Source organism: Streptomyces sp. Edi2, assembly GCF_040253635.1.
Lineage (GTDB): Bacteria > Actinomycetota > Actinomycetes > Streptomycetales > Streptomycetaceae > Streptomyces.
In genome coordinates, this window is record NZ_JBEJGX010000003.1 from 6034919 (window position 1) to 6054282 (window position 19364).

17 protein-coding genes and 2 tRNA genes are annotated in these 19364 nt (G+C 70.9%); 11 read left to right on the top strand and 8 right to left on the bottom strand.

What is annotated here, in order from left to right:
* The first annotated feature begins 3 nt into the window (after positions 1-3).
* Complete coding sequence (locus ABR737_RS30050; RefSeq protein WP_350253778.1) at positions 4-687, top strand: AIM24 family protein; 684 nt, start codon at positions 4-6, stop codon at positions 685-687.
* A 20-nt stretch (positions 688-707) separates the two neighbouring features.
* The gene (locus ABR737_RS30055) at positions 708-1466 is read left to right on the top strand and encodes an AIM24 family protein (RefSeq protein ID WP_350253780.1); all 759 of its coding nucleotides are present in this window, start codon (positions 708-710) and stop codon (positions 1464-1466) included.
* A gap of 90 nt (positions 1467-1556) precedes the next feature.
* On the opposite strand, the gene ABR737_RS30060 is transcribed toward ABR737_RS30055, so the two are convergent.
* Positions 1557-2138, bottom strand: a complete 582-nt coding sequence (locus ABR737_RS30060) for an NUDIX hydrolase (protein ID WP_350253781.1) — start codon at positions 2136-2138, stop codon at positions 1557-1559.
* Positions 2135-3613, bottom strand: coding sequence for a zinc-dependent metalloprotease (locus ABR737_RS30065; RefSeq protein ID WP_350253783.1), 1479 nt, complete (start codon positions 3611-3613; stop codon positions 2135-2137). The genes ABR737_RS30060 and ABR737_RS30065 overlap by 4 nt, the downstream gene beginning before the upstream one ends.
* A gap of 192 nt (positions 3614-3805) precedes the next feature.
* Between ABR737_RS30065 and ABR737_RS30070 the strand changes: the two genes are divergently transcribed.
* The 4 genes from ABR737_RS30070 to ABR737_RS30085 all read left to right on the top strand — a co-directional run bounded on the left by ABR737_RS30070 (position 3806) and on the right by ABR737_RS30085 (position 7313).
* Positions 3806-4957: an SDR family oxidoreductase gene (locus tag ABR737_RS30070; RefSeq protein ID WP_350253785.1), complete on the top strand. Its 1152-nt coding sequence runs from the start codon at positions 3806-3808 to the stop codon at positions 4955-4957.
* 119 nt (positions 4958-5076) lie between these two features.
* On the top strand, positions 5077-5556 hold the full coding sequence (locus tag ABR737_RS30075) for a molybdenum cofactor biosynthesis protein MoaE (RefSeq protein ID WP_350253786.1): 480 nt from the start codon (positions 5077-5079) through the stop codon (positions 5554-5556).
* A gap of 313 nt (positions 5557-5869) precedes the next feature.
* The gene (locus tag ABR737_RS30080; protein WP_350253788.1) at positions 5870-6052 is read left to right on the top strand and encodes a hypothetical protein; all 183 of its coding nucleotides are present in this window, start codon (positions 5870-5872) and stop codon (positions 6050-6052) included.
* Between the two features lie 163 nt (positions 6053-6215).
* The gene (locus tag ABR737_RS30085; protein ID WP_350253789.1) at positions 6216-7313 is read left to right on the top strand and encodes a YlbL family protein; all 1098 of its coding nucleotides are present in this window, start codon (positions 6216-6218) and stop codon (positions 7311-7313) included.
* A gap of 73 nt (positions 7314-7386) precedes the next feature.
* On the opposite strand, the gene ABR737_RS30090 is transcribed toward ABR737_RS30085, so the two are convergent.
* Complete coding sequence (locus ABR737_RS30090) at positions 7387-7941, bottom strand: PPA1309 family protein (protein ID WP_350253791.1); 555 nt, start codon at positions 7939-7941, stop codon at positions 7387-7389.
* A gap of 214 nt (positions 7942-8155) precedes the next feature.
* Here ABR737_RS30090 and ABR737_RS30095 point away from each other — a divergent pair, with 214 nt between their 5' ends.
* From ABR737_RS30095 to ABR737_RS30110, 4 genes are all read left to right on the top strand, one after another.
* Positions 8156-10969: a UPF0182 family membrane protein gene (locus tag ABR737_RS30095; RefSeq protein ID WP_350253792.1), complete on the top strand. Its 2814-nt coding sequence runs from the start codon at positions 8156-8158 to the stop codon at positions 10967-10969.
* A gap of 108 nt (positions 10970-11077) precedes the next feature.
* Positions 11078-11151: transfer RNA gene (locus tag ABR737_RS30100), tRNA-Met, on the top strand.
* Positions 11152-11375: 224 nt separating this feature from the next.
* Entirely contained in the window at positions 11376-13226 is a 1851-nt protein-coding gene (locus ABR737_RS30105) for a tetratricopeptide repeat protein (RefSeq protein ID WP_350253794.1), read from the top strand.
* 117 nt (positions 13227-13343) lie between these two features.
* Positions 13344-13417, top strand: a tRNA-Met gene (locus ABR737_RS30110).
* A gap of 87 nt (positions 13418-13504) precedes the next feature.
* Here ABR737_RS30110 and ABR737_RS30115 read toward each other — a convergent pair.
* From ABR737_RS30115 to ABR737_RS30130, 4 genes are all read right to left on the bottom strand, one after another.
* A complete protein-coding gene (locus ABR737_RS30115; protein ID WP_350253796.1) occupies positions 13505-14638 on the bottom strand; it encodes an ABC transporter substrate-binding protein in 1134 nt (377 codons plus the stop codon).
* 47 nt (positions 14639-14685) lie between these two features.
* A complete protein-coding gene (locus ABR737_RS30120; protein WP_350253798.1) occupies positions 14686-15582 on the bottom strand; it encodes an ABC transporter permease in 897 nt (298 codons plus the stop codon).
* Positions 15579-16433 (bottom strand): ABC transporter ATP-binding protein, encoded by an 855-nt coding sequence (locus ABR737_RS30125; RefSeq protein WP_502964404.1) that lies wholly within the window; start codon positions 16431-16433, stop codon positions 15579-15581. The genes ABR737_RS30120 and ABR737_RS30125 overlap by 4 nt, the downstream gene beginning before the upstream one ends.
* A 330-nt stretch (positions 16434-16763) precedes the next feature.
* A complete protein-coding gene (locus ABR737_RS30130; RefSeq protein ID WP_088799853.1) occupies positions 16764-17183 on the bottom strand; it encodes a Fur family transcriptional regulator in 420 nt (139 codons plus the stop codon).
* A gap of 162 nt (positions 17184-17345) precedes the next feature.
* On the opposite strand from ABR737_RS30130, the gene ABR737_RS30135 reads away from it, so the two are divergent.
* On the top strand, positions 17346-18809 hold the full coding sequence (locus ABR737_RS30135) for a catalase (protein ID WP_350253800.1): 1464 nt from the start codon (positions 17346-17348) through the stop codon (positions 18807-18809).
* A 148-nt stretch (positions 18810-18957) separates the two neighbouring features.
* Here the strand turns inward: ABR737_RS30135 and ABR737_RS30140 are convergent, their stop codons facing one another.
* Positions 18958-19359 (bottom strand): CBS domain-containing protein, encoded by a 402-nt coding sequence (locus ABR737_RS30140; RefSeq protein ID WP_350256978.1) that lies wholly within the window; start codon positions 19357-19359, stop codon positions 18958-18960.
* Between the last annotated feature and the right edge of the window lie 5 nt (positions 19360-19364).

Below are 19364 nucleotides of genomic sequence, written 5' to 3' on the forward strand. Positions count from 1 at the left end.
GTCATGAACCAGCAGCAGCTGTCGGGCTACGCCCCGACCCCGCCCGCCGCCCGTATGGAGAACCACGGCAGCGCCATGGTGAAGATCGCCATGCAGAGCGGCCAGGATGTCTTCGCGCGCACCGGCTCGATGGTCGCCTACGAAGGCTTCGTCCAGTACGAGCCGAACCCACCCGCCGTCCGCCAGATGGCCTCCCAGTGGCTCACCGGCGAGGGCGCACCTCTGATGAAGTGCTCCGGAGACGGTCTGCTCTACCTCGCCGACTACGGCGCCGACGTGGTCTGCATCAACCTCGACGGCGACTCGCTCTCCGTCAACGGCACCAACCTCCTCGCCTTCGACGCGCAGCTCCAGTGGGGCGTGCAGCGCGTCAAGGGCATGGCGAAGTTCGCCGGCCAGGGCCTCTTCAACGTCGGGATCTCCGGCACCGGCTGGGTCGCCCTGACCTCCCGGGGCACGCCCCTCGTCGTCGACTGCGGCCGCGGCGAGGACGAGACCTATGTGGACCCGGACGCCCTGGTCGCCTGGTCGACCCACCTGAAGATGAAGGGCAAGCGCAGCTTCAAGGCGTCCTCGATGATCGGACGCGGCAGTGGCGAGGCCTACCAACTGGGCTTCTCCGGCCAGGGCTTCGTCGTCGTCCAGCCCAGCGAGGACAGCACCGACCGGCTCCGGGCCCGGGGCTGAGGGGGAGGACCGAACACGCCATGCAGAGTCCGCTTTTCGCCTTCACCGAGGCACAGACCCAGGACCGCTACGTCCTGCAGAACAGTCAGCTGCTGCGCGTCGCCCTCCAGGGCCACGAGGACCTCCTCGCCCGTAAGGGCGCCATGGTCGCCTACCAGGGGCTGCTCGAATTCGACGGCAACTACACGACGCCCGGCCAGCAGCGCGCCCGCGCGCACTCCGGCGAAGGCCTCGATCTGATGCGCGTCTCCGGGCAGGGCACGGTCTATCTGGCCAACCTCGCCCAGTACGTCCATGTCGTCGACGTCGACCACGACGGCCTGACCGTCGACAGCAGCTATGTCCTGGCGCTGGACTCCGGCCTCCACTGGGAGGTCGTCTCCGTCGACAGCCAGTACGGCATCTCCGGCACCGGCAAGTACCAGCTCAACATCTCCGGACGGGGCCAGGTGGTCCTGATGACCTCGGGCGAGCCGCTGATGCTGCAGGTCACGCCCGACAAGTACGTCAACGCGGACGCCGACGCGGTGGTGGCCTGGTCCGCTTCGCTGCGGGTGCAGATGCAGGCGCAGACGCACTCCTCCGGGGTGATGCGCCGGCGCGGCAACACGGGCGAGGGCTGGGAGCTCAGCTTCCTCGGCCAGGGCTACGCACTGGTGCAGCCCAGCGAGCTGCTGCCGCCGCAGAACGCCGTCGTCGGCTCCGGTGTGGCCGCCCAGTTCGGTATGGGCCAGCAGGGCGCGCGGGGCATGAACCAGGGCAACATCTTCACCAACTGAGCTCCTGAGAGACGCCGTTGACGCAGGTGCTTCGGTGCCCGCCCCGGGAAGGGCGGGCACCGAGGCGCGTGTGCGGCCGGGAGCTGCCGTTCAGCGGGCCGGTTCGCCCCGCCCTCCCGCGGAGAGCGCGGGCGTCGTCGTCTGGAGAAGAGCCCGGGTGCGCTCGACCAGCTGCACCACCGATGTGTCGGCGACGCCGGGCACCTCGTCGTAGGCGAACCACCGCAGATCCAGTGACTCGTCACTGATCGCGGCCACCGCGTCCGCCGGAGCCAACGCCGCGTACTGGACGTCCAGATGCACCGCGCACGGCGTGTGATGGCGGTCCAGCCGCACCGGGCCGCCGGGCAGCAGCGTCAGCCCCTGCGCGATCCCCGACTCCTCGCGCGCCTCCCGCAGCGCCGCCCCGGCCAGCGAGGCGTCCTCCGGCTCGCAGTGGCCGCCCATCTGCAGCCACATCTCCAGCTTGCGGTGCAGGGTGAGCAGCACCCGGCCGCCGGCCGGGTCGATCACCAGCGCGCTGGCCGTGAGGTGCCCGTCCTTGCAGGGCTTCCACATGCCGTCCTGATGGGCGGCGAGATGGTCCAGATACGCCAGCCGCAGCTGTTCCTGTCCGGTCGACGGCGCGGGCCACTCCTTGAGCACCCGCGCCGCGTCCTCGCGCAGACTCACTTGCCGCCGTCACCCTTGCTCTCGCCGGACGCCTCGTCCGGGCCGTCGTCCTCCCCGGCGGGCTTGCCCGGGGCCGGCTTGTCCAGATCGGGCTTGCCGCCGCTCGCGGCCTCGCCGAGCATCTTGTCGAGCTCGGAGAAGTCCGGCTGCTCGTGGTGCACGAACCCGTCCGGGTCGTCCAGGTCCGCCGCCGTCGGCAGCATGTCCGGGTGCTCCCACAGGCCGTCGCGGCCCTCCAGGCCCCGCGAGTCCGTCAGCGACGCCCACAGCCGCGAGGCGTCCCGCAGCCGCCGCGGACGCAGCTGCAGACCGATCAGCGTCGAGAACGTCTGCTCGGCGGGGCCGCCGCTGGCCCGGCGCCGGCGCAGCGTCTCACGGAGCTTGTCCGACGACGGCAGATGCGGCTTGGCGGCGGCGTGCACCACCGCGTCCACCCAGCCCTCGACGAGGGCCAGGGCGGTCTCCAGGCGGGCCAGCGCCGCCTTCTGCTCCGGGGTGTCCTCGGGCTGGAACATGCCCTGCTGAAGGGCGTTCTGCAGCTCCTCGGGATGCTGCGGATCGATCTGGCCGACCACGTCCTCCAGCTTGGTGGTGTCGACCTTGATGCCGCGCGCATAGCCCTCGACGGCACCGAAGAGATGTGAGCGCAGCCACGGCACATGCGCGAAGAGCCGCTGGTGGGCGGCCTCGCGCAGGGCCAGATACAGCCGCACTTCCTCTTCCGCGACGCCCAGGCCCTCGCCGAACCTCGCGATGTTCCCCGGCAGCAGCGCGGCCTTGCCGGCCGGCCCCAGCGGAAGCCCGATGTCCGTCGAACCGACGACCTCGCCGGCCAGTACGCCCAGCGCCTGGCCGATCTGGGTGCCGAACATCGCGCCGCCCATGGAGCGCATCATCCCGAGCAGCGGGCCCGCCATGGCCTGCATCTCCCCGGGCAGGACATCGCCCATGGCCGATCCGACGCGCTCGGCGAGCGGATTGACCAGGTCCTTCCACACCGGAAGGGTCTCCTCGACCCACTCCGCGCGGCTCCAGGCCACCACGGAGCCGGAGCCCGACGGCAGCGACGTCACACCGTCCAGCCACAGGTCGGCGAGGCGTACGGCCTCCTCGACCGCGCTGCGCTCACCCGGCGACAGGCTCGCGTCCTTGCTGCCGTCCTCGGCGCCCTGCGCGACGGTCTGCCGCGCAATGTCCTTGGCCATGTCCCAGTTCACCGGGCCGCCCTCGTAGGAGAGCATCTGTCCGAGCTTCTGGAAGGCGGCGCCCAGGTCGCCAGGGTTCATCTCGCCGCCGGGGCCGCCCATGCCGCCGAAGAGCGCCGCGAACGGATTGTCCGCGCCGCCGCTCCCGCCGCCGAACCCGAAGGGGTCCGCGGGGCCCTGGCTACCTCCCTGGCCGCCCTTCTTCTTGCCGTTGTCGCCGTCCTCCGGCTCCTCCGGCGGAAGGCCGAATCCAAATGGGGTGTCACTCACGGGTTTCCTCGGCTCGTAGGGCCGCCGACCAGGTGGCCGACGGCGGCTGCCCGACATCACCTCCAGCGTAGACACCTGGACCGCTTCGGGGCTCGGTGCTTCGCTGTCCCGGTGGCTGGGGCAGGATGGACGCCACCTGGTGCGTACGCATGACCACACGTCCGCACTGAAGACAACCGCTGGAGACGCCCGGTGAGTTCCCCAGATCCGACCGTTCGCGCAGCGCGAAACGCTGCGGCCCAGACCGAGAAGGCAGGCAATGGCGCAGGTGGGGCCACGGACCGGCCGCTGCGCCGGCCCGTGGTGGCCGTCACCGGAGCCGCCTCCGGAGTCGGTGCGCTGCTCACCCGTGCCCTGGTCGCCTCCGACGAGGTCAAGGAGGTGGTGGCCATCGATGAGCGGCGCGGCGACGTCGCCGAGGCACACTGGCACGTCCTGGACGTCCGGGACCCGGCCATCGCCGACAAGCTGCGCGGCGCGGACGTCGTCGTCCACCTGGCGCTCGACCTCGACCTGGAGACCGACGACGCGGCGCGCACCGCCTACAACGTGCGCGGCACCCAGACCGTGCTCACCGCCGCCGCGGCCGCCGGTGTCCACCGGGTGGTGCTGTGCACCTCCGCCATGGTGTACGGGGCGCTGCCCGACAACGACGTTCCCCTGGCCGAGGACGCCGAGCTGCGGGCCACCGCGGACGCCACCGGTGTCGGCGACCTCCTGGAGATCGAGCACCTGGCGCACCGTGCGCCCCGCGCGCACCCCGGCCTGAACGTCACCGTGCTGCGCCCCACCGTCCTGGTGGGCGGCACGGACACCGCACTGACCCGCTACTTCGAATCGCCCCGCCTCCTGGTCGTCGCCGGGTCCCGCCCCGCCTGGCAGTTCTGCCATGTCGAGGACCTGGTCAGCGCCCTGGAGTTCGCCGCGCTGGAGAAGGTCGACGGCGAGCTCGCGGTGGGCTGCGACGGCTGGCTGGAGCAGGAGGAGGTCGAAGAGCTCTCCGGCATCCGGCGCATGGAGCTGCCGTCCTCGGTGGCCCTGGGCGCCGCCGCCCGCCTGCACCGCATCGGCCTGACGCCGTCCCCCGCGGGCGACCTGGCGTACACGATGCATCCATGGGTGGTCAGCGGCAGCCGGCTGCACGAGGCGGGCTGGCGCCCCCGGTGGACGAACGAGGAAGTGCTCGCCGAGCTCCTGGAGGAGGTCGCCGGACGGCACACCGTTGCGGGCCGCAGGCTGGGCCGCAAGGACGCCACCGCCGCGGGCGCGGCCGGTGCCACGGTCGCCCTCCTGGGCACCGCCGCACTGGTGCGCCGTGCCCGTAAGGCCCGCCGCCGCATCTGAGGGGGAACCGGGCCCGCCGGGCCGGAGAAGTCTCCGCTGGAGACTTCTCCATACGGCGCCCGGGACGACCGGCGGAATCGGCAATACCCCGCCGTGCCCGCGTACGGCACGATGGGGGTATGTCTGGCACGCCTTCCCCTTCGTCCCCCGGCCGCGACCACCCCGGTGAGCAGGCCGCGCCGGACCCGATCAGGCTCCTGGAGATCCGCGAGCGCGCGCTGTCCGTGGACGAGGTGTTCGCGGCCGTGGGGGACTCGGCGGCCGGCGGTACGGCCCTGTTCGTCGGCACGGTCCGCTCGCACGACAACGGCGCCGACGTCGAGGGCCTGGGCTACTCCGCGCACCCGACGGCCGAGGCGGAGATGCGCCGGATCGCCGAGAAGGTGATCGCCGACTTCCCGGTGCGGGCGCTGGCCGCCGTCCACCGTGTGGGTGATCTGGGCATCGGTGATCTGGCAGTGGTGGTCGCGGTGTCCTGCCCGCACCGCGGCGAGGCGTTCGAGGCCTGCCGCAGGATGATCGACGACCTCAAGCACGAGGTGCCGATCTGGAAGCACCAGATGTTCTCCGACGGGACCGAGGAATGGGTCGGCGTGTAGCGCTGTCTTCTGGGGGTGGAGGTCGGGCGACGGGAGGGCGGGTGGGGGCGTAGCGTCGTCTTCTGGTCGGGCCGGCGTGCTCCGGGAGCGGGGTCCTGCCCGGTGCGTAAGGGCGCTCTCCCGGGGCAGGCGACATGACAGACGCGCAGGCAGTGGCCCTGTGGCCACGGGGTGCGGGCCTTAGAACATGAGGCCGAACCGGTGCCTTGTGTTCCGGTTGCGTAACCCGCCCCCTGGCGTGAGCGTTGACCCAGCAGATGGTTAATCTGCTTATTCGTCGATCGCGGTCGTACAAGGGGTTGGGAGGTCGCTGATGGGTGCGCTCCTCTGGTTGCTGATTCCGGTCGGTGCGGGGCTGATTGCCGCGGTGTGGAGCAGCTGGGCCCTACGGAACCGCAAGGCCGGGGATGTCGCAGAACTCGCGGGCTACGCCCGGTTCCGTGACGCCATGGAAAAGGAGCACGCCGTTCCCGACCCCGCCTCGGATCCCGTCTGACGTTCCCGCTGACGTCACCGCTGACGTTCCTGCCGGGTGCGGACAAGCCGAGCGCCACTCCTAGCGATGACCCTCGCGTACGGGCGGGCCCACGGCCGGGTGTTCGACCTCGTACGGACGGCCCGGCGGGCCGGTTGTCATACCCGTCCCGTACTGTCGTTCCATGCCACGCCGCACCGCGACGCTGCTCGCCTCGATCCTGATGCTGATCGCGCTGCTCTGCGCCGGGGTACTGATCCCCGTGCCCTACTCCGAGATGTCACCGGGGCCGACGGTCAACACCCTCGGTGATCACGACGGCGAGCCGGTGCTGCAGATCTCCGGCCGCAAGACGTATCCGACGACCGGTCATCTCAACATGACCACCGTCCGCGTCACCGGCCCCGACTACCGCATGAACCTCTTCGAGGCGGTGTTCGGCTGGCTCGACCACGACAACGCCGTGGTGCCGCACAAGACGCTCTACCCCGAGGGACAGACGGCCGAGCAGGCCGACCAGGAGAACGCCGAGGAGTTCAGCCAGTCCCAGGAGAGCGCCAAGGCCTCCGCCCTCAATCAGCTGCACATCCCGGTCGGCAGCCAGACCGTGGTGGGTTCCGTGGTCAAGGACAAGCCGGCCGACGGGCGGCTGCACGCGGGCGATGTGATCAAGGCGGTGGACGGGACGCAGGTCAAGCAGGCCGGCGACGTCGCCAAGCTGGTCACCCGGCACAAGCCGGGCGAGAAGGTCGTCTTCACGATCATCCCCGCCAAGGTCGCCGCCGCGGCGGAGAAGCAGGGTAAGAAGCCCGCGAGCGGCGCGCAGCAGATCACGGTCAGCACGCAGAAGGCGGACGACGGCCGCGCCATCGTGGGCATCCAGGCCAACGTGGATCACCTCTTCCCGTTCCCCATCGACGTCAAGCTGGCCGACGTCGGCGGCCCGAGCGCCGGGCTGATGTTCTCGCTCGGCATCGTCGACAAGCTCACGCCCGGGGACCTGACCGGCGGCAAGTTCGTGGCAGGTACGGGCACCATCGATGACAAGGGCAAGGTCGGCCCGATCGGTGGCATCTCGATGAAGACGGTCGGCGCGCGCGACAAGGGCGCCCAGTACTTCCTGACGCCCAAGGAGAACTGCGCCGCCGCGGCCAAGGACACCCCGAAGGGGCTCACCCTGGTCAAGGTCGGCACCATAGGCGACGCCGTCAAGGCCCTGGAGAAGATCCGCAAGGGCGAGACCGCGGGCCTGCCGAGCTGCAGCCCCGCGGGCCACGCCTAGGTCCTGAAAACGGGCCGGTGCCCGGGCCCGACGCGCACCGTCGGGGCCCGGGCACCGGCCCGGCGGACCGCCGTCAGCCCTCGAACGTCGCTGCCAGTGCTTCCGCGAGGCCCGGCACCAGCGCCGAGCCGGTGAGCACCTCGGTCGTGGAGTCCTTCTCGCGCAGCCGCAGCGCCGACTCGCGCCGGCCGTCCCGCAGCACGGCCACCGTCATCCGGACCTCCTGGCGGTCCGGGTGCTTGGCGACCCACTTGGCGAGCTGCGCCTCGTCCATGCCCGCGGGCTCGGAGTCCTCGGCGGACGGCGGCAGCATCAGCCGCTCCACGGTCAGCGCGCAGCCGGTGACGGCGTCGGGCCAGGCAATGGTGGCCAGGAATTCGTCCAGCGGGACGCCCGCCGGGATCTCGTCCTGCTCCACGGGGGTCAGGGATGTGGTGGTGGAGTCGTCGATGCCGAGCTGGGCGGCGAGCGAGGGCTCCTGCGCACGCAGCTTGGCGGTGTCGACGAGGGCGAACAGGCGGGCGGGCTGATCCCAGCCGAGCCCGGCGCTGTACTCGTCGATCTCGAGCACCGCGCGGGTCAGGGGGTCGGCGGCGAGGGGGGTGCCGTCAACGGGGAGGTTGGTCATGCTCAACATCGTGCCTTGTGTACCCCGGAAAGCGGGAACTGAGTAAAGCCTTCGTAAGTTGCATCGGTGGGTCCTACTATCGCCGGGCCTGCTCCACACGACAGCGAACTTCGAGGTGCGCACCTTGGCTTTCCAGATGCCGGACCGCGGCGGAGGCCCGACAGGGCCACGGATCAGAGTCGGCCGACCATCGCGGCGGATCCGGACCCTGCTCATGACATTGGGTGTGCTGGCCGTATTGGCCATGCTTTTCGTGATGTTTGCGGGGTTCTGGACCGATTGGCTCTGGTACCGCTCGGTCAAGTACTCCTCGGTCTTCACCACCACCCTGTGGACCAAGATCGGCCTGTTCTTCGCCTTCGGCGTCCTGATGGCCGTGGCCGTCGGGGTCAACGTCTGGCTCGCGTACCGGCTGCGGCCGCCGCTGAGCGCGATGTCCGTGGAGCAGCAGAGCCTGGACCGCTACCGGATGGGTATCGCGCCCTTCAAGAAGTGGGCGCTGATCGCGGTCACCGCGGTGATCGGCCTGATCGCCGGTGCCTCCGCCTCCGGTGAGTGGCGGACCTGGCTGCAGTGGGTCAACGCCGTGCCCTTCGGCAAGACGGACCCGCAGTTCGGCATGGACATCGCGTTCTACACGTTCGATCTGCCCTGGTACCGCTTCCTGTTGAGCTTCGGATTCGCCTGCGCGGTGCTGTGTCTGGTCGCCGCGGCGCTGACCCACTACCTCTACGGCGGACTGCGGCTGACCAGCCCCGGCTCGCGGGCGACCGCGGCGGCCACCGGTCACCTGTCGGTGCTGCTCGGTATTTTCGTCTCGCTCAAGGCGATCGCGTACTGGCTCGACCGGTACGGCCTGGCGGTCAAGTCCAGCGGCCTGAAGTCGGCGGACAACTGGACGGGCCTGCGGTACGTCGACGCCAATGCCTACCTCCCGGCGAAGACGATCCTGTTCTTCATCGCGGCGATCTGCGCGGTGCTGTTCTTCGCCACCCTCTGGCGGCGGACGTGGCAGCTGCCGGTGATCGGCTTCGGCCTGATGGTGCTCTCGGCGGTCCTCATCGGCGGGCTGTATCCGGCGATCGTGCAGAAGTTCCAGGTCCAGCCGAACGAGCAGGCCAAGGAAGCGCCGTACATCAAGCAGAACATCAAGGCGACCCGGGACGCGTACGACATCCAGGACTCCCAGGTCACGCCGTACAAGGGTGACTACAAGCCCGCCGACAAGGCGGACAGCCAGCGGTTGCGCGACAACGCCGACACCACGGCCGCCATGCGTCTGCTCGACCCGAACGTGGTCTCGCCGGCGTTCCAGCAACAGCAGCAGGTGCGCGGGTACTACCAGTTCCCCTCCACCCTCGACGTCGACCGCTACAAGGACAAGGACGGTGCCGAGCAGGACACCGTCATCGGTCTGCGCGAGCTGAACATCGCCGGTATCCCCGAGCGCAACTGGATCAACGACCACTTCAAGTACACCCATGGCTACGGCGCGGTCGCCGCCAAGGGGACCGAGGCCGCCGAAGGCGGCGGCCCCAAGTACACCGAGTCGGATCTGCCGGCCAAGGGGCAGCTCGGCTCGTACCAGCAGCGGGTGTACTACGGCGAGAAGACCTCGCAGTACTCCATCGTCGGCGGTCCGCAGAAGGAACTGGACTACTCCGACGACAGCGGCGAGAAGAGCTACAGCTACCGGGGCAACAGCGGCGTCAGCCTCGCCAACCCGGTCAACCGCGCGGCCTACGCGGCGGCGTTCGGGGAGCCGCAGATCCTCTACTCCGGAGCGATCGGCAAGGGCTCGCGGATCCTGTACAACCGCACGCCCAAGGAGCGCGTCGAAGCCGTCGCCCCCTGGCTGACCATCGACGGCGACGCCTACCCGGCGGTCGTCAACCACCGGCTCAAGTGGATCGTCGACGCCTACACCACCAGCAACGGCTATCCGTACGCCTCGCGCACCACGCTCGGGGACAGCACGGCCGATTCGCTCACCGACGGCCAGCGGGCGGTGGTGGCCCAGCAGAACCAGGTCAACTACATCCGCAACTCCGTCAAGGCGACGGTGGATGCCTACGACGGTTCGGTGAAGCTCTACCAGTGGGACGAGAAGGACCCGGTCCTCAAGACCTGGATGAAGTCGTTCCCCGGCACGGTCGAGAAGAAGAGCGCCATCAGCCCGGCGCTCAAGGAGCACCTGCGCTACCCGCAGGACCTCTTCAAGGTGCAGCGCCAGCTGCTGACCACCTACCACGTCACGGACCCGGGCACCTTCTACACCGGCTCCGAGCGCTGGCAGATCCCGAACGACCCGACGACCAAGTCGGGCAACGCGGTACCGCCGTACTACCTGAGCATGAAGATGCCGGGCCAGAAGGACCGGGCGTTCTCGCTGACGACGAGCTTCACGCCCAACAAGCGCGACAACCTCGGTGCCTTCATGGCCGTCGACGCCAATGCGACCAGCGGCGACTACGGCAGGATAAGACTGCTGAAACTGCCCTCGCAGACGCCGGTGCCCGGCCCGCAGCTGGTGCAGTCGAAGTTCAACTCCGATCCGAGCATCGCCAATGAGCTCAATATCCTCAAGAAGCTCGGTGACTCGGAGATCGAGTACGGCAATCTGCTGACCGTGCCACTGGACGGCGGACTGCTCTACGTCGAACCGGTGTATCTGCGGGGCGCCAACACCAACTACCCGCTTCTGAAGAAGGTGTTGGTCAGTTACGGCGACAACAAGCCCGTCCTGGAGGACTCCCTCAAGGACGCGCTGGACGTGGTCTTCGGCAAGAAGGCGCCCAGTACGGGCTCGCAGAACCCGCCCGGCGGCGACACCGGAACCGGACAGCAGCCTCCGTCCGGCCAGACGGTGCAGCAGGCTCTGGGCGACGCACAGAAGGCCTACGAGGAGGGCGAGAGGGCGCGCACCTCGGGCGACTGGGCCGGTTACGGCGAGGCCCAGAAGAAGCTCAAGGCGGCGCTGGACCGGGCGGCGAAGGCGTCCCAGAAGGGCGGCAAGCCGGCCGGCTGACCCCGCCGTATGCCCCCAGGCCCGGTGGCCGCCGGTTCGCGCCGGTGGCCACCGGGCCGCGGTGGTCCGGGCCGTCCCGCTGCCGTGATAGGTTGAGGTCAACAACGACGCGGGGTGGAGCAGCTCGGTAGCTCGCTGGGCTCATAACCCAGAGGTCGCAGGTTCAAATCCTGTCCCCGCTACGAAAAGACGAAGGCCCGGATCCTCAGGGATCCGGGCCTTCGTCATGTCGTCATCCCGTCATGTCTTCGGGTTCGTTACCGGTCAAAGCCGGGTCGCGCGGCCGATGTGGGGAAGGTGTGTGCTTGAGTTTGCCAAGTCGTCGTGTCGGGAAGTCGACAAACCGCTGAAGTGACCTCACTGGCTGCGGTATACCAGGTGTACGCGGGTTACAGGTGATGCGACGATGGGTCTTATGGGGGACAAGGCAAGGTTGTTGGAGACGGACCGGTTTGTGCATGCGCCCGACGACGGGCGCGAATCCGAGCTGCCGATGGATGTGATGGAGGCCGCGGAGGCCGCCGAAGCGTCCGATGCCGTGACCGAGTCCGGCCACCGCCGGGCCGCAGAGGCGGGCGACACCGCCGCCATGAGCGCGCTCGGCGCGATGCTGCTGCGCCGCGGTGACCTCGACGGCGCCGAGCCGCATCTGCGTTCCGCGGCCGCCGCCGGCGACCGCGCCGCGGCCAACAATCTCGGCGTGCTGCTGCACCAGCGGGGCTACGGGGACGAGGCGGCCGGCTGGTGGCGGATCGCGGCCGTCGCGGGCTCCGCCGCCGCGGCGCACGCCCTCGGGCGCCACTACCGCGAGCGCGGCGACGAGCCGGCCGCCGAGTACTGGCTGCGTCAGTCCGCCGAGTCCGGGCACTGCCTGGGCGCGTACGCCCTGGCCGACCTGCTGGAGCACCGCGGCGACATCGGCGCCGAGCGCTGGTTCCGTACGGCCGCCGAGCGCGGCCACCGTGAGGCCGCGTACCGCCTGGCCCGGCTCATCGAGGACGGCCGCGACACGGACCGGCGTGCGGTCCCCGCGTACGGCGAGCTGAACCGGCAGGAGGAGGCCGAGCAGTGGTACCGCCAGGCCGCCGCGCGGGGCCACCGGCGGGCCGCGCTGCAGCTCGGCGCGCTGCTGGAGGACCGCGGCGACGTCCAGGAGGCGGGCCGCTGGTACCTGTCCGCCGCCAAGGACGGCGAGGCGCGCGCGGCCTGTGCGCTGGGCTTCCTGCTGCGGGACGCGGGGGACGAGGAGAGCGCCGCCGAATGGTGGCGGCGGGCGGCCCAGGACGGCGATGGCAACGCTGCCAACGCGCTGGGAGCGCTGCACGCCGACCGCGGCGAACTGCAGACCGCCGAGCGCTGGTACCGCGTCGCGCTGGACGCCGGGGACGTCAACGGCGCCTACAACATCGGTCTGCTCTGCGCCGAGCAGGGCCGGGAGGGGCGCGGCGAGCAGTGGTACCGCCGGGCCGCCTACGCCGGGCACTGCGAGGCCGCCAACGCGCTGGCCATCCTGCTGCTGCAGCGCGGTGACGCCGCGGGAGCAGAGCCGTGGTTCTCCAAGGCGGCCGAGGCGGGCAGCGTCGATGCCGCGTTCAACCTCGGCATCCTCTTCGCCGGGCGGGGTGCGGAGCGTACGGCGCACACCTGGTACGAGCGGGCGGCCGCGGCCGGGCACACGGAGGCGGCCCTCCAGGTCGCCATCGTGCAGCTGCGGGACGGTGCGCTGCAGGACGCGGAGCGCAACCTGCGCTGTGCGGCCGGTGGCGGCAGCTCCGAGGCGGCCTTCCGGCTCGCGGACCTGCTCGACCGCCGGGCGGCCGCCGCGGGCGAGGGGCTGGCGGACAGCGAGCGCACGGCGGACGACGAGAGCGTGCAGTGGTACGAGCGAGCCGCCCGCCTGGGCCATCGTCGGGCCCAGGTCCGGGTCGGCATGTTCGCGGCGGCCCGCGGGGATGCCGTGGAGGCCGCCGACTGGTACCGCACGGCGGCCGAGGCCGGCAGCCGCAACGGCGCCTTCAACCTCGGGCTCCTGCTGGCCCGCGAGGGCAGCCTCCCCGAGGCCGCCCTGTGGTGGCAGCGCGCCGCCGAGACCGGCCACGGCCGGGCGGCGCTGCGGCTGGCGCTGCTCGCCGCCCGGCGTGGTGCGCTCGCCGAGGCGCAGAGCTGGTGTGCGCGCGCCGTCGAGCTGGGGCCGCCGGAGGTGGCGGAGCGTGCGGCGCGGCTGCGGACGGCGCTCCAGGAAGAGCTCAGCGCGTAGCGGGTGCCCCACGGGCATCCGGGAGGCCCGGGGCCGGTCCACAGGGCCGGGCCCCGGGCCGCGCGGAAGGAATTTGCGCTGGTCGTCGGCCTGGGGTTAGAGTAAAGCCAACAACGACGCGGGGTGGAGCAGCTCGGTAGCTCGCTGGGCTCATAACCCAGAGGTCGCAGGTTCAAATCCTGTCCCCGCTACTGAAGGCGAAGGCCCGGATTCCTTGAGGAATCCGGGCCTTCGTCATGCTTGTCGCCCGTGGTGGCCGCCCGCGCTTGCCGTCGTGGTCACTTCGGTATCCGGTGGCCGACCGCTTCCGCGTAGAAACTGCGGTCGACGAGCCGTTTCTCCGGCAGCGGGGCACCCCTGGTGACGCCGGCCTCGCGGTAGGCCTTCTGGAGCCGGTCCGCGGTGCCCTTTCTGATCTCCCAGTCCATCCGGAGCGACGGCACCGACGTCAGGATCTTCGCGTCGACGTCGAGCAGCCGTGCCAGCCCGGCGACGAAGGCCTGGCCGGCCTTGTAGTCGCCGGCGAAGTACGTGTTGACCGTGCGGAGGTAGGCGCGCAGGAAGGCGACCCCGGCGTCCGGGTCCCGCTGGAGCAGATTCGGGCCGTACAGGGCGCCGCCGAGCGGTTCGCCCTGCGGCTGGCCGCCGAGGAACGCGTACCTCTTGTCACCGTCGACGCGCCGCCAGACGGGGTCGAGCAGCCAGGCGGAGTCCACCCCGCCGCCGGTCAGGGCGGTCAGTACGTCGGCGGAGCCGAGCTGCTGGAAGGCGACGGAGTCCAGGCCGGCGCCGTGTCCGGCGAAGGTCCTGGCCATCGGGTACATGATCACGGAGCCCTTCCCGATCATGGTGCCCATCCTCGATCCCGCGAGGGAGACCGAGGAAGCGCTCTCGCCGCTCTTCAGACGCGCCCACAGGCCGCTCCTGGACTTCGGGGCGGGGGAGAAGTTGCCGGCCACCCAGCGGATGTCGAAGCCGCCGTTGATGCCGTTGACGACGGCTGCCTCGGGAGCTGCCCACAGGGCGTCCAGCTCGCCCTTGGCCAGCAGTGGCAGGGCCTCCGGGGTGGGCAGGACCTTCAGCCGGACGTCCAGGCCCTCCTTGGCGAACTCGCCCTTGGCCAGGGCCAGGCGCAGCGGGGCCACGTACTCGGCGCTGAGGGTGCCGGTGGCGATGGTGAGCGTGCGGCGCCGGGCGAGGGGGCGCGGGGCCGGGGCGCCCTTGGCGCAGCGTGCCGGGGCGCGGTCGGGGGCGAGGTCGGCGGGGTCGGTCCAGGAGGCCGGGCCGCAGCCCCGTACGGGTTTGACGGTGCGGGGGCCGCGTACGGCGGCGCTGTCCTTGTGGGCGGCGCAGCCCGTGCCGAGGGCGAGCGCGGCGAGGAGCACGGCGACGGTGGGGGTGCGGGTGCGCATGGGACCTCCGTGCGGGCGGTGTCCGGGCGGGCGGACGGTGCGGTCGGTCAGCTGTGGGGGCGGCCCCGGTCGCGGGGTGCCCAGGGGGCCAGCAGACGTCCGGCCAGCCGCACCAGCTCGGAGAAGAGCACGCCGAGGACGGCCACACAGACGATGCCGACGCACATCACGTCGTTCTGGAACAGGGCGCGGGAATCGAAGATCAGATGGCCGAGGCCGTCGGTGGCGGCGATCTGCTCCGAGGCGACGATGACGAGGACGGCCACCCCCGCGGCGATCCGGGCGCCCACCAGGACGGCGGGCAGCGAGGCGGGCAGCAGGACGTGCCGGAACATCTGCCAGGGGCTCGCACCGAAGACCCGCCCGGCGTCGCGGTGACCGGAGGGGACGGCCAGCACCGCCGCCATGGTGGAGATCCAGACGAAGAAGAAGACGGTCGCGGCGACGAGGGCGATCTGCGGGCCCTCGCCGAGCCCGAACAAGTTGAGGAAGACCGGCAGCAGGGCGAGTTTGGGCACCACGTACAGGGCGTCCAGGAGGGGTTCGAGGGCGGCCCGTACGAGGGGCAGCGAGCCCATCAGCAGGCCCAGGACGTAGCCGGCGACGGTGCCGGCGGCGTATCCGGCCAGGACGCGCCGGAGGGTGGCCCACACGTCCGGCCACAGGGCGCCGGCCAGGGCGCGGTCCCAGCCGTCGGCCAGGATCGTGGACGGCGCGGGGTAGATGCGGGCGTCGATCCAGGACAGGTCGGCGGCCAGCTGCCACAGCGCGACGAGCAGGAGCGGGACGGCGACGGCGAGCGAGATCTCCAGGATGCGCCGGCGGCGGTGGGTGCGCCGGGGGCGCAGTTCCCGGGGGCCGGGGCGGCGGACGAGCAGACGCCCGTCGGGGGCGGGCCGGCCGTCCTCGGGACCGGGGCCGGGGGCGCGGACGGGGGCGGTCATGCGGGGACGGCTCCCCCCGCGGCCGGGTGCGCCGCGGTGGTCCGGTCGACCTCGCCGCGCAGCAGCTGCCACAACTCGGCCTTCAGGGAGGTGAATTCGGGGGTGTCGCGGACTTCTCCGGTGCGTGGCCGGCCGAACGGCGGGCGGCGTTCGGCGATGATCCGGCCGGGCCGGGCGGACATCACCAGGACCCGGTCGCCGAGTACCAGGGCTTCGTCGAGGCTGTGGGTGATGAAGAGGGTGGTGGTGCGGGTGGTCTGGGTGAGGGCGAGCAGTTCGTCCTGGAGGAGGGTGCGCAGCTGGGCGTCGAGGGCCGCGAACGGCTCGTCCATCAGCAGGATCTCGGGCTCCACGGCGAGTGCGCGGGCGATGGCGACGCGCTGGCGCATCCCGCCGGAGAGCGCTGCCGGGTAGGCGCCGGCGAAGTCGGTGAGGCCCATCCGGGCGAGCCAGGAGCGGGCCCGTGCGTCGGCCTCCTTACGGGGCACGCGCTGGATGTCGAGGCCGAAGCGGACATTGACCAGTACGGTCTTCCAGTCGTAGATGCCGTAGTCCTGGAAGATCATCGCGGCCGGGCGGTCGGTGCTCGCCCGGATCTCCAGCTCGCCCCCGGTGGGGCGGAGCAGCCCGGCGGCGATGCGCAGCAGGGTCGACTTCCCGCAGCCGGACGGGCCGACGACACAGACGAATTCACCCGCCGCGATGTCGGCGTCGACGGGGCCGAGGGCGGCCAGCGCCTTGCTGCCGCGGCCGAACGAGCGGGTCAGTGCGCGGGCGCGCAGGGCCGGTGGCCGGGCGGACGGGCCGGCGGGTGGGTGGTGCGCTGCGGGGGACGGGTGCGGCTCTCCCACGGGGTGCTCCTTGCGGAGTGCGGACAGGGTGCCGCCGTCGTGCGGGTCCCGGGCCCGGGCAGGCCCGGTGGCCGGAAAGCGCGGCGCGCCGACGATATGACGGCCCGTCAGATTTGGGCAAGGGGCGTGCGGGCATGGGTGCGGGGTGAGCTGATGCGCGGGAGGGGCTGTGGCGCGGGACGGGCTGGTGGGGGTGCGGTGACGGGAGTGCGGCCGGCGGGCGGGCCGGGCACGCGAAGGAGCCCGCGGCCGGGTGGGCGCGGGCTCGACGGTGCGTATGGCGTGACGCGGTGCGCGGGCGGCCCGGGCGGGGGCCGGTGCGCCCGGGCGTCAGGACGGGGCGCTGCAGGTGGGGCAGATGCCCCGGTAGGTCACGGTGACCTCGGAGACCTGGAAGCCGTAGCGCTCCGGCTCGGGCAGGGCGGAGAGCGGGTCGCCCTGGACGTGGACGTCGCGGATCGTGCCGCACCGCGAGCAGATCAGGTGCTGGTGGTCGTGGTGGGCGTTGGGGTCGTAGCGCTTGGCCCGGCCGTCCGTGCTCACCTCGATCACCTCACCGAGCGAGACCAGCTCGCCCAGGGTGTTGTAGACCGTGGCGCGGGAGATCTCGGGGAGCCGGTCGGACGCCAGCGCGTGCACCTCGTCGGCGGTGTAGTGGACGTGGTCCCCGTCGAGGACCTCGGCGACGACGCGTCGCTGCGCGGTCAGCCGCCAGCCGCGTCCTCGGAGCCGTTCCAGCAGGTCACTCATGCCAATCACCTATCAGTCAGATACAGCCAAGGGTAGCAGCGACAGGTCCATCACCGGATCGAGTATGGCTTTCGGGTTCTTCTTGACTTAGACATTGTCCAATGTAGGATCGTGATCGGCGCAAGCCAAGGGCAGGTGTAGAAGACTTTCCAGGAGGCGCACGTGTCGGTAGAGAGCACCACCGGACCGCTGACCACGGAGTCCGGGGCTCCGGTCGGGGACAACCAGAACAGCGAGACGGCCGGCATCGGCGGTCCCGGCCTCATCCAGGACCAGCTCCTGATCGAAAAGCTCGCGCACTTCAACCGCGAGCGCATCCCGGAGCGCATCGTGCACGCCCGTGGCGCCGCCGCGTACGGCACGTTCACGGTGACCGCGGACGTGACCAAGTACACCCGCGCCAACTTCCTCTCCGAGGTCGGCAAGCAGACGGAGACCTTCCTGCGCTTCTCCACCGTCGCGGGCAACCTCGGCTCGGCCGACGCGGTGCGTGACCCGCGCGGTTTCGCGCTGAAGTTCTACACCGAAGAGGGCAACTACGACCTCGTCGGCAACAACACCCCGGTGTTCTTCATCAAGGACGCCATCAAGTTCCCCGACTTCATCCACACCCAGAAGCGCGACCCGTACACCGGCTCGCAGGAGGCGGACAACGTCTGGGACTTCTGGGGTCTGTCGCCGGAGTCCACCCACCAGGTCACCTGGCTGTTCGGAGACCGCGGCATTCCCGCCTCCTACCGCCACATGAACGGCTACGGCTCGCACACCTTCCAGTGGAACAACGCCGCCGGTGAGGTCTTCTGGGTCAAGTACCACTTCAAGACCGACCAGGGCATCAAGAACCTCACGACCTCCGAGGCCGCCGAGACCTCCGGCCTCGACCCCGACAGCCACCAGCGCGATCTGCGCCAGTCCATCGAGCGGGGCGACTTCCCGAGCTGGACCGTCCAGGTGCAGATCATGCCCGAGGCCGAGGCGGCCAACTACCGCTTCAACCCGTTCGACCTGACCAAGGTCTGGCCGCACGAGGACTACCCGCCGATCGAGATCGGCAAGCTGGAGCTCAACCGCAACCCGCAGAACATCTTCGCCGAGGTCGAGCAGTCGATCTTCTCCCCGCACCACTTCGTGCCGGGTATCGGCCCGTCCCCCGACAAGATGCTCCAGGGCCGTCTCTTCGCCTACGGCGACGCCCACCGCTACCGCGTCGGCATCAACGCCGACCACCTCCCGGTGAACCGCCCGCACGCCGCCGAGGCGCGCACCCACGGCCGGGACGGCGTGCTCTACGACGGACGGCACGCGGGCGCGAAGAATTACGAGCCCAACAGCTTCGGCGGACCGAGCGAGACCGGCCGCCCCCTGTGGCAGCCGGCCACCGTGACCGGCCCCACCGGCGAGCAGGCCGCGTCCTCGCACGCCGAGGACACCGACTTCGTCCAGGCCGGCACTCTCTACCGCCTGATGTCGGAGGAGGAGAGGGAGCGTCTGATCGACAACCTGGCGGGCTTCATCTCCCAGGTCTCCCGCGACGACATCGCCCAGCGGGCGATCGAGAACTTCCGCAAGGCGGACGCGGACTACGGCAAGCGACTGGAGGCCGCGGTCCAGGCCCTGCGCGGCTGAGCGTAGGCAGCCCTTTGCGGCTAATCCGCCGCCGCTCTCGCGGAGGTGGTTGATCGCCGTGGGGGTTGCTCAATTGTCGCTGCCGTATACAAGCGAAGAGGCCGGATGCCATGGGGCTTCGGCCTCTTCGTGCGTCCGGTCTCCGTGCTCAGGCCGGTACGGCGTCGGCCCGTTCCGTGGTGGCCGACCAGCAGCGGATGATGTCGCGTACGGACACCACACCGACCGGTTCATGGTCGTTGAGCACGATCAGATGGCGGAAGCCGCCGCGCACCATGGCGTCCGCGGCGTCGTCGAGGGTCCAGTGCGGGGCGGCGAAGACCACGTCCGAGGTGGTGTGGGTCTGGGCGGTCTCCCGGTCGGGGTTCTCGCCCGCACCGAGGGAATTGAGGATGTCGCGCTCGGTGAGGATGCCGATACCGCTGTTGTCGTTGTCGAGGACCACGGCCGCGCCGATGCGGCGGGCCGCCATCAGCTGTGCCGCCTGTCGGAGGGTGTGAGCGGGCCCGATGGTGAGGACCACCGTGCTCATGGCGTCTTTGACGTGCATGGGCA

Excerpts from the sequence above, each read along its gene's own strand:
- ABR737_RS30140 (WP_350256978.1), bottom strand. The coding sequence starts at position 19,359 with ATGCACGTCAAAGACGCCATGAGCACGGTGGTCCTCACCATCGGGCCC.
- ABR737_RS30050 (WP_350253778.1), top strand. The coding sequence starts at position 4 with ATGAACCAGCAGCAGCTGTCGGGCTACGCCCCGACCCCGCCCGCCGCC.
- ABR737_RS30090 (WP_350253791.1), bottom strand. The coding sequence starts at position 7,941 with ATGACCAACCTCCCCGTTGACGGCACCCCCCTCGCCGCCGACCCCCTG.
- ABR737_RS30105 (WP_350253794.1), top strand. The coding sequence starts at position 11,376 with ATGGGTCTTATGGGGGACAAGGCAAGGTTGTTGGAGACGGACCGGTTT.
- ABR737_RS30055 (WP_350253780.1), top strand. The coding sequence starts at position 708 with ATGCAGAGTCCGCTTTTCGCCTTCACCGAGGCACAGACCCAGGACCGC.
- ABR737_RS30075 (WP_350253786.1), top strand. The coding sequence starts at position 5,077 with ATGTCTGGCACGCCTTCCCCTTCGTCCCCCGGCCGCGACCACCCCGGT.
- ABR737_RS30120 (WP_350253798.1), bottom strand. The coding sequence starts at position 15,582 with ATGACCGCCCCCGTCCGCGCCCCCGGCCCCGGTCCCGAGGACGGCCGG.
- ABR737_RS30115 (WP_350253796.1), bottom strand. The coding sequence starts at position 14,638 with ATGCGCACCCGCACCCCCACCGTCGCCGTGCTCCTCGCCGCGCTCGCC.
- ABR737_RS30085 (WP_350253789.1), top strand. The coding sequence starts at position 6,216 with ATGCCACGCCGCACCGCGACGCTGCTCGCCTCGATCCTGATGCTGATC.
- ABR737_RS30130 (WP_088799853.1), bottom strand. The coding sequence starts at position 17,183 with ATGAGTGACCTGCTGGAACGGCTCCGAGGACGCGGCTGGCGGCTGACC.
- ABR737_RS30095 (WP_350253792.1), top strand. The coding sequence starts at position 8,156 with ATGACATTGGGTGTGCTGGCCGTATTGGCCATGCTTTTCGTGATGTTT.
- ABR737_RS30080 (WP_350253788.1), top strand. The coding sequence starts at position 5,870 with ATGGGTGCGCTCCTCTGGTTGCTGATTCCGGTCGGTGCGGGGCTGATT.